The 14,898-nt window shown below is 37.8% G+C and carries 17 protein-coding genes; 4 read left to right on the forward strand and 13 right to left on the reverse strand.

The genetic code is table 11. The annotated features are described in order from the left end of the window. Window positions 1–23 precede the first annotated feature (23 nt). The 9 genes from ESB13_RS09455 to ESB13_RS09495 all read right to left on the reverse strand — a co-directional run bounded on the left by ESB13_RS09455 (window position 24) and on the right by ESB13_RS09495 (window position 7,317). Window positions 24–650, reverse strand: a complete 627-nt coding sequence (locus ESB13_RS09455; RefSeq protein ID WP_129002736.1) for a TerB family tellurite resistance protein — start codon at window positions 648–650, stop codon at window positions 24–26. A 5-nt stretch (window positions 651–655) separates the two neighbouring features. Further along, window positions 656–1,048, reverse strand: a complete 393-nt coding sequence (locus ESB13_RS09460) for a hypothetical protein (protein WP_129002737.1) — start codon at window positions 1,046–1,048, stop codon at window positions 656–658. 33 nt (window positions 1,049–1,081) lie between these two features. After that, window positions 1,082–1,717 (reverse strand): hypothetical protein, encoded by a 636-nt coding sequence (locus ESB13_RS09465; RefSeq protein WP_129002738.1) that lies wholly within the window; start codon window positions 1,715–1,717, stop codon window positions 1,082–1,084. A gap of 5 nt (window positions 1,718–1,722) precedes the next feature. Next, a complete protein-coding gene (locus ESB13_RS09470) occupies window positions 1,723–2,406 on the reverse strand; it encodes a conjugal transfer protein TraI (RefSeq protein WP_181955289.1) in 684 nt (227 codons plus the stop codon). Window positions 2,407–2,448: 42 nt separating this feature from the next. Then, a complete protein-coding gene (locus ESB13_RS09475) occupies window positions 2,449–4,899 on the reverse strand; it encodes a TraG family conjugative transposon ATPase (protein ID WP_129002740.1) in 2,451 nt (816 codons plus the stop codon). Window positions 4,900–4,905: 6 nt separating this feature from the next. Then, window positions 4,906–5,226: a DUF4133 domain-containing protein gene (locus tag ESB13_RS09480; RefSeq protein WP_129002741.1), complete on the reverse strand. Its 321-nt coding sequence runs from the start codon at window positions 5,224–5,226 to the stop codon at window positions 4,906–4,908. 10 nt (window positions 5,227–5,236) lie between these two features. Then, window positions 5,237–5,581: a DUF4134 domain-containing protein gene (locus ESB13_RS09485; RefSeq protein WP_129002742.1), complete on the reverse strand. Its 345-nt coding sequence runs from the start codon at window positions 5,579–5,581 to the stop codon at window positions 5,237–5,239. 119 nt (window positions 5,582–5,700) lie between these two features. After that, a complete protein-coding gene (locus ESB13_RS09490; protein WP_129002743.1) occupies window positions 5,701–6,165 on the reverse strand; it encodes a hypothetical protein in 465 nt (154 codons plus the stop codon). A gap of 276 nt (window positions 6,166–6,441) precedes the next feature. Then, on the reverse strand, window positions 6,442–7,317 hold the full coding sequence (locus tag ESB13_RS09495; RefSeq protein WP_129002744.1) for an RteC domain-containing protein: 876 nt from the start codon (window positions 7,315–7,317) through the stop codon (window positions 6,442–6,444). A gap of 238 nt (window positions 7,318–7,555) precedes the next feature. Here ESB13_RS09495 and ESB13_RS23865 point away from each other — a divergent pair, with 238 nt between their 5' ends. Further along, window positions 7,556–9,442, forward strand: a complete 1,887-nt coding sequence (locus ESB13_RS23865) for a hypothetical protein (RefSeq protein WP_181955290.1) — start codon at window positions 7,556–7,558, stop codon at window positions 9,440–9,442. Between the two features lie 477 nt (window positions 9,443–9,919). Next, on the forward strand, window positions 9,920–10,489 hold the full coding sequence (locus ESB13_RS09510; RefSeq protein WP_129002746.1) for a hypothetical protein: 570 nt from the start codon (window positions 9,920–9,922) through the stop codon (window positions 10,487–10,489). Between the two features lie 300 nt (window positions 10,490–10,789). Here ESB13_RS09510 and ESB13_RS09515 read toward each other — a convergent pair whose 3' ends face one another. Further along, complete coding sequence (locus tag ESB13_RS09515; protein WP_129002747.1) at window positions 10,790–11,323, reverse strand: hypothetical protein; 534 nt, start codon at window positions 11,321–11,323, stop codon at window positions 10,790–10,792. Window positions 11,324–11,427: 104 nt separating this feature from the next. Continuing rightward, a complete protein-coding gene (locus ESB13_RS09520; RefSeq protein WP_129002748.1) occupies window positions 11,428–12,732 on the reverse strand; it encodes a TlpA family protein disulfide reductase in 1,305 nt (434 codons plus the stop codon). A 173-nt stretch (window positions 12,733–12,905) separates the two neighbouring features. Between ESB13_RS09520 and ESB13_RS09525 the strand changes: the two genes are divergently transcribed. Continuing rightward, window positions 12,906–13,307 carry a helix-turn-helix domain-containing protein gene (locus tag ESB13_RS09525; RefSeq protein ID WP_129002749.1) on the forward strand — a complete coding sequence of 134 codons (402 nt, stop codon included), beginning with the start codon at window positions 12,906–12,908 and terminating at the stop codon, window positions 13,305–13,307. Window positions 13,308–13,349: 42 nt separating this feature from the next. Here ESB13_RS09525 and ESB13_RS09530 read toward each other — a convergent pair whose 3' ends face one another. Together ESB13_RS09530 and ESB13_RS09535 are read right to left on the reverse strand one after the other, a co-directional pair. Then, complete coding sequence (locus ESB13_RS09530; RefSeq protein WP_129002750.1) at window positions 13,350–13,784, reverse strand: helix-turn-helix domain-containing protein; 435 nt, start codon at window positions 13,782–13,784, stop codon at window positions 13,350–13,352. 5 nt (window positions 13,785–13,789) lie between these two features. Next, a complete protein-coding gene (locus tag ESB13_RS09535; RefSeq protein ID WP_129002751.1) occupies window positions 13,790–14,116 on the reverse strand; it encodes a hypothetical protein in 327 nt (108 codons plus the stop codon). Between the two features lie 138 nt (window positions 14,117–14,254). On the opposite strand from ESB13_RS09535, the gene ESB13_RS09540 reads away from it, so the two are divergent. Next, window positions 14,255–14,866, forward strand: coding sequence for an RNA polymerase sigma factor (locus ESB13_RS09540; protein WP_129002752.1), 612 nt, complete (start codon window positions 14,255–14,257; stop codon window positions 14,864–14,866). Window positions 14,867–14,898: the final 32 nt, after the last annotated feature.

The raw sequence follows: 14,898 nt of genomic DNA on the forward strand, positions 1-14,898 counted from the left end.
TTTTAAATCAAAAGAGGATTTTATTATTCTGTTACATCATGCAACTGCTTTAGGACTTTAGTTTCCTGTTGCTGTCCTGCCCTTTGAACTGCCAAAACTTTTGTTCTGCTGTTAAAGTGTCGTAAAAACAAGAGTTTATCTTGAATGTCATCATGAATTTGGTCTATCGCTTCTAACCTTTCATCATCGGACATGCGTAGTTGATTATCAGTTATGATCGTTGCTAAGTCATCCAGGTTTTTAAGTGATTGCTGGAATAGGTTATCGTACACACGGTCTATGTATGAAAGTTCATTATCATTAAACAGATCACTTACCCGGAATGTACCTGCTGCTTTCTTATACTCACTTATAATTGTAAGCTGGATGGATATGATTTCAGCGACTTTATGATACTTTCTGACGGTAGGACTAACTGCCATTAACCCATCCAGGAATGCTTTATGAAGGTCAAAATTTCCTTGTGAAAGATTTTTGACTGTATTATACCCGCCAGCTACAATATCATATCCCTTCTTCATATCTGACAAAATCCCTTTCATTTGAGCCAGCTTTTCAACATTTAGTATTAGTTGCTGAATTTCAAAAGATTGCGCCCTTACCGTTCCCAATCCACATACCATTAACATCATTAGTAACCATTTGCGCATAAGACTTATTTTTCAGATTTGTAACTCGTTTTGAAAATATCTTTAACCTCTTCCATATCACTTGACCGCTTAATACGGAGATTCACAAGTCTTTCAAATGACTTCTCTATTTTTCTTGTCTCAGCTTGATTGCGCCGCATGTTACTGTGCATATGTAGAAGCTGTTTTTCTTTTTCATCTTCCGAAACGTTTTGTTTGGGAATAAGGAGATTCTTTACTTTCTCTACATACTGATTAGGCTCTTTCAACATTTCATTAAAAAACGAAACAATAAAAGAGATTTCCTGTGTAGTAAACAATCCGCTATCCTTCGCTTTTTTGATAACACGGGCCGATGCTTCGGCTAACTTTACAGTTGCATCAGCTATCCCGACTATCATGGTTCCATTCTTCTTCATAATCTGTGAGATTGCTTTTAAACGAACTATTTTTTATTCGATAATTTTTTGCAGTCGGCGGGAATCAAGAGATTCTTTCTGTCGCTGTCGGGCCAGCAATTGATTGCCATTGTGAAATGATTTCAAAAAGACGTATATTCCTCTAATATCGCTACTGATTTCATCTAACTTTCTTAGACGTTCATCTGTCTTCATTTCCAATTCTCCGTCAGAAGTAACCTCTTTTAATTCATCAATAGACTTATTACAATCTTCAACAGCTGCTGCTGCCACCTTTATGGTATAATCTTTTTCAATCGGGTTCAACCATTCCGTTGTGTCGATGTATTTTTTTGCAATACTATACATCTCCATTACCTGAGTAGCGTAATTGACCGCAATTGTAACCTTGTTAGATTGACGAACAACTGGTGATACCGATTTGAGTGACTGGTAATAATCGCTATGTTGCTGTAAGTCTTTTTCTTTATTACTATTGATGACAAATAAACTATCCTTAATAAGTCCATAGCCTTTGTTTAGTATATCTGAATATGCCTTTAGCGCTACAATCTGTGCTAGTGAATATTTCGTCTGCGTCTTTTTTTGTTTAAACCATTCTGAAAACGACTGAGAAAAGGCAGAATGGCTTATAAGCCAAAAGAATGCGATCACTGATAGCGTTTTCATATTACTCAGTTGTTGGGTAATCCATATAGATTTTTGATGGAATAAGCGTCTTGTAAATCCCTGGCCCGGCGAAGACTTAGCAAGGCATTATCTGTATTGAATTGTCGCAAGTCATTATAGTTTGTTTCTACCTCATTAGCAGCGTTATTAATCATCTCTAGCCGCTTCGCATCGCTCATTTGCGTGGTAAACGAGTTAACCACTAAAGAGAGCTGTTCTATATTTTTCACACTGGCATCAAGAATACCGCTGTAGACCTTTTCCATGTAGGTTATTTCGTCAGTAGTGAAATGGCTATCTTGTTTAATAAGGTTCCATGCCCTGTTGTATTCTTGAACAATCTTTATTTGCAGATCCATTATTTCACGAATCCTATGATAGTATGTGATAATAACTTTGACTTTATAAAGTTCCTGGAAGTAATCAGCATAAAGGTTACGTTGTCTGTCTACCCATTCCGATATTTCACCGAGCTTTAATTGAGACATTGTATTTTCAACCGCCTTCTGCGCGTTTTGAAGCCAGATGGTTTCATTTTGTAATCGTTGCACTTTTAGGTCTACGGCTTTGATTACTTTTTTCACTCCTGCCTTTATAATCTCAGCGATTGCCAGTTGTGCATTTGCTCTTTGTGTTGGTATGGTTATACATCCAAAAACGATAACCATTACTATCATTAATTTCTTCATTATTATTACTTTGTATATTGTTGTAGTTAGGCGTTATTTCAATCACGCAGCTTTTTGTTGCATATCTCTTACAAGCGCTTCTATGCCCGCCTGCATACCTCCATATTTTTCTGCGTATTCAAGGACTTTAACCTTTTCTCTACCTTCGGTGGTATAAGCAAAGTATTCGTGTGGTGACAATTCATTTTTGTAGACCTTCATGATTTGCCCTCCAACTTCCGTATAGATTTCGCGGTTATCTTTATTGACAGATAGTAGAATTGTTTTGCCTTTTTCCGAAAGTCCTAGTGCCTCTTGTAACTTATCAAACTTGTTAACAAACTTTCGCATATCCATCAGTATCTTGATGTCTGCATTATTGATAATGGCATCTTTGATTATGGGAGAGCTAATGAGGTCGTCCAATTCCTGTGTTATTACAATTGGAACCCCGTTAAACTTCCTAATAGTTTTGAATGCGTATTTTAAAAACTCCGCCATTCCGCTTTTAGTGATAGCCTTCCAGGCTTCATCTATAGCCAGGACTTTGCGTGTTCCTTTTAGCTTGCGCATCTTGCTTATGAAAAGTTCTACAATCAACAATGCCGTAACGGGAAAAAGAATTGGATGATCCTTCAAGTTGTCCATTTCTACAACAACGAAAGGCTGATTTAAAAGATCCAGATTCTTACGCGCATTTAATAAATACCCAAATTCATTTTCTTTGTAGTACGGCTGAAGTACATAAAGAAAGTTATTTACATCAAAGTCATCTGCCTTAACTCGATGCTCTTTCAAAACTTCAACATATGTAGAACCCAGGTATTCATAGAACGAATCAAAACATGGGAAAATAGAAGGATCGCTTTTCAATAACTGAAAATATCCGGTGAGCGCATTTGACAGGGCTACATATTCACTGCGGTTGTAACTTTCGTTTTCCTGCTTCCACAGTGCTACAAGTAAGGCTTTCAGGCTCTCCTTCTTCTCTGTATCAAGTATATCCCCAGGAGCAATATAAAATGGATTAAACTGAATAGGTTTGTCCTCTTCATAGCTTAAATACGCACCCTTAACTAACTCACATAGGCCACGGTAACTGCCTCCTATATCTACTACCAGAATATGAGCGCCCTGATCGTATAATGTTCTCAGTATATGGTTAACTGTCATGCTCTTACCCCCGCCACTGCTCCCACACACAAGCATACCCATATTTGTACTTATCCCTGCCTGTCTTGGCTGATCCAGAAAGTCAGCAAAAACAGGCTTACCAGTCAACCGATCACAAAACCGAATACCCTGTGTCGGAGGTAAGCTCCGGTAATTGGTTTCCATATTCAAAAAACAGGATGCCTGTTCTAAGAAGCTGCCAAATACTTCGTTTTGTGGCAAGTCTCCTATATTTCCAGGCATACATGCCCAGAACAATTGAGGTGCGCCCACGGTTTCCATTTTTGCCACAGCATCCATACCAGCCAGCGCAGCAGTAACCATATTAGTCTGTTCCCTTGCTTCTTCTGCATTGTCAGCGATAGTCATGATATTACAGTGAATACCTGCGGGGATACGTCCTTCACTCACAGCCTCATTGAGATAAGCATTAACTGCCTCATGGGATATGGCATTTTCTCTTGAATAAGCCGCCAAAGACCTCAGCCGTAAAGCCCTTTTCTCTAGCGTCTTTCTTGTCTCAAACCCATCTTTAATAAAAATCACCTGGTTATAAATATGATTGCATTGCAATAGCAATCCACAAGGCGCGGCAAAGCTCAGGGGAAAGTTAGTACGATCGGTACTGTACTTATCATACGTCACACAAGGCCCTACTAATCCTGGTAGAGAATCTGCATCAGCTACCGTAAACAACTGGCATAACTGACTTCCAATATTAATATGCTGTTTGTCGAATATTATATCCTTTATCAAAAGGTTATCCGGAGAGGGAGACAAGAAACAATAATTTTCTAATAAGCCTGCTGATTTTTCCGTGCTTGATAATGAAGAATTTTTCAATCTGGTAAGGGATAGACCAGCCTCCTTCATCAGCCTAACAAACTGACTTGCACTATTCTCCCAATTCATTAAGAAATCCGCACTAATTGTTTGTTGGGGAACTAATGTTGGCCTGATAAGATTAGAGAACATGGAGCTGGCTTGTCTGCGACCAATAGCCTGCCGGGTAAGAATGATATAACATTCATGGTCAAGATAACGCCGGTTCATAAAATACTGCTCTGCCGCTTTGTTTAAAAAACTTTGCTGGCCTTCCCATTTTTCCCCTTTGTATTGTTTTCGGGTAAAGTAGTCTTGTTTATGAAAGACACTCCCCGCAGGTAACGCCTTTAATGCTCTTATAATTCCCTGGTGGATAGATTCATATTCGTCTGCTGACAAAGTAAAAATCTCCGGTAAATCAACCTTATATACGAATGATATATCACCCTGTTTAGACAAAATTGCATCATGCTCTATATCTGCTATAGGCAGTATATCTGTTAACCACTTTTCCATAAATCACTACTGCTTTTTGAAGTAAAATTGTTTCCTTGAATTGCACCTTAAATGCTTGGGAATGCGTTGGGCAGCCATCTTTTTCATTAGGCCGTGTTCTCCATATGTTTTGCTGAGCTTAAATACACGGGAAAATAAAATGCCGCCCGCAATCATTACAATTCCAACGCATATCAAAGAGGGAATACCAACAATGTAGAGAACGGCGAACAGCACCAGTAAAGCAATAAGGCCAATTCCCAAATAGGTGATATACTGAGCTTTCAAACCCTTAAATTCTATGCTTTTGTTTACTCCCTTATTAATTCTATAGACGCTGTTCGCCATAACCTACAGTTTAGATACCGAAGAAACTTTTAAGAACCGTTGCTACAATTACAAGGAATACGCAGCTACCAAACCATGCAGCTGCAACAGATCCGGTTTCAGGCGCACCGTTAGACCATTTTTGATAGACACGCACGGCACCGATAAGTCCGAGAATGGCACCAACCGCATACATAAGGTCGCAGCCAATATCAAAATATCCTCGTACCTTACTATTTGCTTCTTCTATACCTGCAATTCCATCCTGCGCGTAACTGCTAAAGTTTGTAATTACTACCGCAGCCATTGTTAACATGGATGCACGCAACATCCTTCTTCCGCTTTTCCTAAAGCAGTTCCATACACACATTTTCATACTCACTTACTGTTTATTTTTAGTTGATTAAAAGCTTGGCGGGAAGAAAAAAACTCCACCTGCTACTATCCATCGCACTTGGTTTTCCTGCATCACTTCACAGGTGGAGCATTGCGCTATCACTGATTCCACACATCACTTAGTTCTTCCGCACTTAAATGAATCGCGCAATTATTTTCAATGTTATAAGCTATTAGAGAGGTAATCCCCTTCTGAAACTCTGAAGTCACAATCCCAGGATATTTTTGAATAATCTTTCTGATAGAAATCTGAATTTCTTCTTTGGTTCTTTTTTCCTTTCCTGCTGCTACACTATATGCCTGCAATTCGTCAACTAAGGGTTGTATTGCTGGCGCTGAGTTTTGTTCTTCAACCTCTACAGGCTTCGATGTATTGAAGCCGAAAAGATTGCGACTTGAATTTTCATTTGGCAATTCAGTATCACTTCTTATTGCGGGCTTAATCTTGCCTTCCTTATTTCGTTTGACCACCCTTTTAAAATAAAGTAGTGATATGGCTATATAGTATAGCCCAAGAAATACAAATGTTGCTGTTAAGTAAATTTGCCATGATAGATGAAACATAATCGCTTTGTTTTACTGTTTGATTACAGTTGCAAATTAGTTTCAGAAAAGGGCTGTTTTGTGGAGGCTAAATAGAAGGGCATTGGAGTTTTTGAAGATTTCTGAATCAGTCTTACTTGTCGTTTTTGTGAAATGTTGAGGTGTTTGGATTGCTGATAATATGCTAGGTGGAATTGAAGTCGAATTAAGGTCGAATTTTTACAGGCAGATAAGGGAAACAATAAAAATAGCCAGGCAGTCATGCCCAGCTATCTTCATTAAGATATTACTATTAGTCTAATAGTTGTCTATGTTCCTTTGCATCTTTTGTAAAGCACGCTTCACCATTTCTCTTGTTTCAGAATCAACTTTGTCACTGTACTTTGATAGATTGGCCGCACTGATGGATTTAACCAGCTTGTTTGATATACCAGGACACAGAAGTTCAAATAGGCTTTTGTATGTATGATTGACAATTATCTCCGAATCAACTAATGAACGGAGAAAGACATATATTGCTGCTGCCTTAAATGGCGTTTGAACATATCCGGTACGCTTCTGCGAAAGAGATGTATCCATTTCATTATCTCCGGTCGCTTTTTCTCCTTTTTTTTGCAATTCATAAATTGCGTCACTTAGTTCACCTGCTAACTGTTCATAGGCTATCATTTTACCTAATAACAGATCATAGCCGGTGCTAAATTCCGGATCAGAATAAAATGAATGTGCATCAAGCGTAAAGCTATTATCCTGCTTGCCTCGTACAAAAAGCTCATGATCCAGGTAACTACTGTCGCTTCGATAATATTGATATTGGTCGCTGTTGTTGGAAAATAAGTAATCCAGTTTCTGTAGTTCCGTTTTCAAATATTTTAATCGGGATTTTACACTTCCAGCGGGCTTCCTACTTTCAATACGATACAGCTTGATGTAGTAAATCATCTTACTATAAAATTTTGGTTTTACCTTTTTGAAGAATAAGATTTCTTCTTGCTCATTTTCAAACGGATGGCTAATGACAAAATGCCGAAGATGCTCCATAGCTTTACGTGTGGCTTTTATGCTCCTTTCAGCTCTCTTCAATACATAAGATTCTTCTTCTTTGATTGCTTCAAGTGCTTCCATTAGTTCGCTATAGAGTAGTTCCCATTTCGCAGGTACACTACTTTCCATAAGATTGATTTTAAATTAAACACGTTAGTCTGACGAGGTAAGCATTTTCAAATACTATGCAAATTAGAAGGCGTTTTTTGGGCGATAAGTGAAAAAGTATTAAGCGTTTGGTGAAGTCTTTTTTCGGGATTTACGTGGTAATCACCAATTCGGAAAGTTGAAGCCCTATATAGTAATATTCTTTTTCGTTATATTTGGGTTGTAGTCAAATACAGTTAACCAAAACAAAGCCACTATTATGAATCACCCCAAAGCCATTGTTAGCTACATCCTTATTTTTTCATTTTTCTTGTTCTTCAGTTGCTCTAAGAGAGAATATTTAATTAAACCAAATCCCACCAAATCCGAGCTTATTAGCCAATTCTTGAACGTGCCTGTTGAAAGTCCAGAGATACTTCATCGAATTGGGAAACGCATAGCTTCAGATGAAGATAGTTATCATTTTCTTCAAGGGATAGCAGAGCGGGAAGGCTTACCCTTTTGGAATTACAGTGATTTTTACTACCAGTCACAAAACAGTCAAACAGCGAGGTCAGAAGGCGGCAATAATGTGGACACCATAGTTACTATTCCATTGGTAATCAACAATGAAAAAATAGTATCGTCTATTCTGCTATGTAAAGTCAATGGCGATAGTATGAGGTTTACACTTGTTAGGGGTAAAGCATATGCAAAATTTGGCTTCGGCAAACCCAATCATTTCAATGGTTCTTTCCTTGCAGCAACCCTAATGGCTTATAGCAATAAGATTTTTGGAGATAGCCTTTTTTTGGTTAAGGACGGTAGGCTATTTAATAATTCTGATAGCGCTATCACAAAGCCACGTTTGATGAGATTTAGGGCAAAGGCAAATTCAACCAACTCCGCAGCGCGTATGGTGATGCTACCAATAACCCAATGCTACACTGTTGAGCATAATCCAGACCAGGGCGAATTAACAGGGCTTGCGCCAGATGATCCTCGTAACTGGCCTTACTATGAGGAAATCTGCATCACAGATATTGTTTGGATCTCCATCGGTGGCGGCGGTGGTGGTGGCGCAAGTACAGGCGGTTCTAGTGGGGGCAACAATAACGGTGGCTACTATCCTGGTGTTGGTGGTGGTTCTGGCGGTTCCTCCAATCCCCCAGGTACTCCCTGGCATTACCCTCCCGGCGAAGGCCCTGATCCAAATCCATATGATCCAGGAGATCCACCAATTTTTATTGATCCAGGAGCCGATGTTTATTCTGTACAGAATATAGAAGATATTAATACTGCCCTTAGCGTAGAGCAATTCTTTTTACTACCGATAGATACTTCTAAAAGAAAATATCTGGACGATGTTAATGGTTATGGTGCGCCGTGGCGGGCGCTTGCCCAATGGATTGTTCCACAACCGATAAAAAACAGAGTAGATTCTCTTCAAAATGCCATGCAATTTCAATTTTTCAATTCTTTTGAGATACAGGAACTCGATAATGCGGCTGGCCCTGTTGTCAACTGCGATTTTTTTCCTGTTAGAATAAAAAGACTTCCCACCGGCTTTTCCGCGAAAACCTTAACCGAACATTTCAGAACTCATATTAACGACTTCATAGATCCGGATTTGAATATATCTTTTACTCCTTATTCACATGGCACTTTTAGTGATGCTGCATTATTTAATTCACCTTACGAAGCATCCAACGGCGCACTTATTCATATAAATATGCCCAATAACGGAACAGTTATCCAAACGTTTTATTCCAATAACAGCACACCTGGAAATGAAAGCCACAGGTTTCGATTTAACACGATGCAATCCCCACTCGATGACAATCATCCAGTTTCCGGAACAAGGGAGTTCGGCGTATATAGCTCTAAAGACCAGGCAGGTGAATTTGTCTTTTTTACACGAGGTGTTGATAGAACAAGTGACTGGATGTTTGCACTTTCCAATCAGTATGACATGGTTTTTGATGGGGCAGATGACTTGTGGGAGAATATGCAAAAGAATATGATAAAATTCATCAATGATAATGGTGGTGATGCAAGTTATTATTCTCCTAGTCAAGTTACTGTTCGACCAAAATGGGAAGACGTAAAGGACTATCTCAAAGGAATAATTGATTGGGATACATTAAAAACATTACTAGGATGGTAAAAGTTATTTTTAGAGAGCTTATAATTTTAGTTCTTATCGCTGTTATAGCATCTGCTATAACAGCGATAATGCTCCATTACAGAGGGCAATTTACAGAGGTCACCTCTTCAGAGGACAGCAATTCCTTATTAAACGACTATGGCGCTTCTCTTTTTTACGTTTCGGTTGGCAGTATAGCCTACATTGTCATATTAAGAGCCATATTCTCACATGCTAAAATAATTACCTTAATATTCGTCTGCGGTCTTATTCCGGCATTGGTTTATTATATTTTTGTAAATACATTGGTTATTGTTAGACCTAGATTCTCTAAGATTGCCTATGACTTGCTTAGCTTTTTTGTAGGTGGTTGTCTACTGCCAGTTTTAGATAGATGGATCAGGAAATATGTGACTTGATGTATTTATTCTTATCAACTTCCTTTAGATATTTTTGCCAAGTCTCAACCCCAATTTCATTACCATTAAATCCTAAGATATGAATGATGAATATTACTTAGGCCATTCTGACGGATATAACGCGGGTAAAAGACAAGCAGCTTCTGATAAGCAGCATGCAGAATTATTTAAAAAGGCGATTTTAGCTTTTTTTAAAGTTTTATACATCCTACTTATTTATAGCAGCGCAATAATCACATCTTATCTAATATTGAGACGTTTTTCATTTTATCAATCATTAGGAAAACTTGAATCTATCTGCCTTGTAATACTAGGCGCATATTTTTTAACATGCTTAATTTTCTTTTTGAAAGGCATTATGATTGCACTGAGGCAAAAAAGGCATTGGGGATGGTTTATAATCTTTGGATTCATCTTTCTCTATTTGGTTGGGATACCTGCATACCTTTCACATTTACTTTTTGATATGTGGCTTAAACCACCTGTTCAAGAAGCAGGAGAAATTGGGCGATATAATATTCTCAGTTGGTTCGGCGGATTATTAGTTGGGGGGATTATATATGCCAAGTATAGGCTTCTTGAAAATAGTTCGTTTGCAATAACAAAATGGGCATATATATCAGGTTATACATGGGTGCTTTCAAAGTAGGTTACGAATTTTCTCTATTAACAACCCGGCGTGCTACTTTAGCTATAATTACGGCATCCAGGCATAAAAGACCAGCAACGGCAAGAAATTCTTCTAGCGATATTTCTATATTGCACGGGAGTTTACAAAAGAGTGTTCCGCCAACTAACCCATTTAACAGGGCTAAGGCAGAAAGAATATTAACCGTTAGGTATATAAGAACGAGCCATAAAACGGCAATCCGTTTCAATAGCATAATGCTAATTACTCCAAGAGCAACTGAATAAATTACAATTCCCATTTGTATTTGTACTGGTCTGATTAATCAATAGGCCCTTTTCTATTGAGTATTTTTATTGCTTTTTCTTCCGTGAGAGGATCTATTTCAAATTTTTCTCCCTCATAAGACCGATGAATTTTAAAAGAGGACACTTCAATGTCGCCATTTTCTGCTATCCTGGAAATAGACTCTATATCTTTAAATATGTCAAGTTCTAAGTATTTTTCAATAAAGCCCTTTTTCATCGGACATAGAAAATGAGGTATTGGTACTATATGTTCCTGGCTCGTATATACTAATTCTCCATCTCTCCACTTCACTAATTCTTCCAAAATGGTATTTATATTAAACGCAACGATAACAGGAAAAATAGTTGCCAGGGTAGCTAGATTCGTTCTGTAAATTTCTGAATCAATATTTTCTGTTGAAAGAATATGATAAAAGGGCTGAAAGAACCCTTTTGCTTTCTCCACTGAATCATAGCACATCGGCCCAGGCCCTAAACGGTCATCTTTTTTAAGTATCAAAAATTCAGAATTATTTAATCTTGATGCAATGCAGAAGTGTTTTTTCATAATACAGATAGATGAGATTAAAAATAACCCACCCGGTGTAAACCGGGTGGCATTGGGTGGTTAGTGTAAGAAACTGCTAATAAAAGCAGCATCTTGCCATTCTCTTATAGTTCATTCACAATCAACATTTCTTTAATCCTTTGTTCTTGTACTAGCTCCAATCCATATTTTTTAAGTTCACTGTTCCATTGATTAATATTTTTCTTTTGTTTAATTGTTATGGTCATATCAATAGGAGTGCTATCAGAGGTTTCGTTGATTGCCAACGGTAATTCACTAAACCAACTATCTGTGTTCATTGTCTCAATAAGTTCATTTACGGCTAAATTCTTTTGGTTATACACATAGCCGCCCTGTGAATTAAGTTGCAGGGCATGTTGTGGGAATCCCTTTGCAGGTCTACTTATGACTTTTCTTTTTGAATTTTTAAGTACCCAACACATTATATTTCGCTTCTCAACAGTAGTCCTAAGTCCAAAATAAAAATCAAGATCGCTAACCATTTTTTGCTGCAATTCTTTCTTTTCGCAATGGATGGATGCAACTGATTCATAACTATGCCAGTTGTTCATTTTCCATACATCTCTATATCCCGTGTGAAAATCATATAGAAATTTAGATGAATCTGTTACATTTAGCATACACATCTTTGGGTTATTAAAAACCGGGAACTTTTGGTAAGCTAATGAATACAGGACTAATTTACTGAAATTCGTGGCAGTCATTCTTTGTTGCTGGCGTGAGGAATCGACAATAAAGATGACGCTACTTGTTGCCCCTTTGATGAAATTTGTAAGGCCACTATGATATTCCAGAATGGAGTTATCTATTTTAGGAGACGAGGAGAATAGCCCATTTTCATTCAGATTCATGGTTTTACTATCCTCTTTAGCCACCCAATTTGGCATTTTTCCACCTAATACAGAATCAATGTTTTTAGAGGAAACGTATTGATCGCTGGTTATTGCCCTAACTTTCAAATTTTCGTCAATCCATACTTCATGTGGGATAGTAGTATGTTTAAAATATTGAGATAATACAATGTCACCTGTTGCAAATACAGTAGAAGAAGCAGTTTGGTAGGCATTTTTCTTGGTTAAGAAGGTTTGAATTAAATTTTTGTTTTCCCCGGTTACAGTAATAATCTGGATCTTGCCTTTGTATCGCTTTTGTAAGGCGAACATTTTAGGCAGGGAACTTACGCAGGGGCCGCACCAGGTGGCCCAAAAATCCAGGATAATCAGTTTTCCTTTGAAATCGCTTAGTCGCGCAGTATCGGATGGGTAATTTAGCAGGTGACCGATGGTTATATCTGGTACTGTATCCCCAACACGTAAAGGGGTTATATGCTGCCCATAAATGTTTAGAGCGGAAATACAGAATACCAAAAGCCAGGAAATATATTTCATGTGGTCAGTTATTGAACAGTTACTGATAAATGCAGTATGACCACTGTATATATGCTAACGGAAGGAAGGAATTGTAATAAAGTCCAAAGTTGTTTATCTTTGGGTGTATTAAAAATGGCAAATAAGGGTAGTTTACCCGGTATTGCATGTTTTATTCACATTAACCTTTAGAAATGGCTACTTCAACGCTGAAAATATTGCGCGAGATCAATGATTACACCCAGGAATATGTAGCTGAGGATATATTGGGTATCAGTCAAAGTACCTATGCAAGACTGGAGCAAGACCCGTCTAAAATTTCCGCAGCACATGCGCAAAGGCTTTGTGATCTATATAATGTTAGTTTAGCTAACCTGCTTTCAGAAGCCACCCCTATTATCACCTTCAGGGATTCCATAAAAGAGAATGAGAAAAATGGAAACGTTGGGTATCAGCACCATAATTCAGGTACAAATAACTTCTACGATGGTGATGTGAAATTGTTACGGGAACAAAATGAAATCCTATTGAAACAAAATGCCGAGCTTATGGAGCTGGTAAAAGTTCTAGGTGGTAAGTTGAATGGTAATATGTAAGCCAATTCCTTGCAAATAGTAAGAATGTAATCAACTGAACTGCTATTTTTCAGATTGTCTTTCAGCAAACTTCGCAAGACTTTCATTGAGCTGAAGGAGAGCCGAGTTTTGCTGCCGCAAGTCTTCAATCTGGGCTTTAAGCCCGTCAGTTTCTTGTTTTCGCAGGTACATTATTTCATCAATTCCACGATCAGTATGGTTGTTGTTAATGTATCCTGAAGCCAAAGAGCCACCAAAGCTACAATTAGTATAAATTACTTCAGCTTGATGATAATGTGAAGTAGTATCTATAACAAATATTTCAAATGGAGCATTATACAAATTGGCAAGTTTTTGAGCTATAAGTCCATTTATTTTCAAACGTCCATTTTCCAGTTCATTGTAGCTTTCCACTGATATACCTAGTGCCTGCGCTGCCTTTTCCTGCGTCCAACCAAAGTGTTCGCGATAAAAAATAAGTCGAAGTGGTATATTCATACTTACTATGATCTTGGTTTCCTTTTACTCTTAGCCTTCACCATGTTTTGACGTATAAAACCGTGCATCACTTCATACTTAACGTCAAAAAATGCCGCTAGGACTTCCGTTTCATTATAGCTAAAGCGTCCTGGATCTTCGATTTTTTTGTCAAAAGCATAAAATTCACCACCAAGAAGATTCTGAATATTTGATTTTGCTACTATAGCAAAAATTTGTGCTAATGTTTTAATAGTTCCAGTTTCCAGCCCTTGTTTGACTATATAAAGTTTGTTAAGCCCTTTTTCTGACTTAAAATATGCGACTATCTCCTCTTTTGATTTTCTCGACATTGTACTTGTTAATAGCAAAAATTAGTAATATCTAAACAAGTATCATTCAAAATATTACATTTATAATCGGTTAGCCTATAATAATAATACTTAGGCTTATAATTATAATCTTTATTTTTGCCGTAAAGCACCCTCAGTTTGCGGAAAATTTCGACGATAGAATCCATTAATTATCCAAGCGATCAAACTTTTCGTATCGCTTTTGACACCTATTACCCAAAACTATGCTTCTTTGCAAATAAGTTACTTAATGATTGGGATGAAGCTGAGGACATTGTAGAAGAGACATTTGTGAAAATTTGGAATAAACAATCTGACTTTAATAGATTTAAAAACATTAAGGCAATCTTATATATATCTGTTAAAAACGCTTGTACAGATGCAATTCGGAAGCGCCAGCGAAACAACCAGGCCAAAGCCAGCCTTAAATATTATTTAGCGGACGAAACAGAATCCTTTGCGCTTACCGAAATCATAAGGGCCGAGATTATTGCGCAGATGCACCGGGAGCTACTGAATTTACCAGTGGAATGCAGGAATGTGATGCACCTTCTATATGAGGAAGGACAATCCACGAAAGAAGCAGCGGAGCAACTTGGCTTAAACGTAAGCACAATACGGAGCCATAAAGCCAAAGGGCTGCAAATTCTTCGCAAAAGGCTTGGTATTATTTCCATACTCAACTATATTCTGCTTTCAGTCTCTATAGAAACATCCATTGCCGCGCTTTTATTCACTACCTTACTCTAGGAAAAAAATGTCGTTGAGCGTGGACGCTTTTT

It is taken from the genome of Filimonas effusa, from assembly GCF_004118675.1.
Lineage (GTDB): Bacteria > Bacteroidota > Bacteroidia > Chitinophagales > Chitinophagaceae > Filimonas > Filimonas effusa.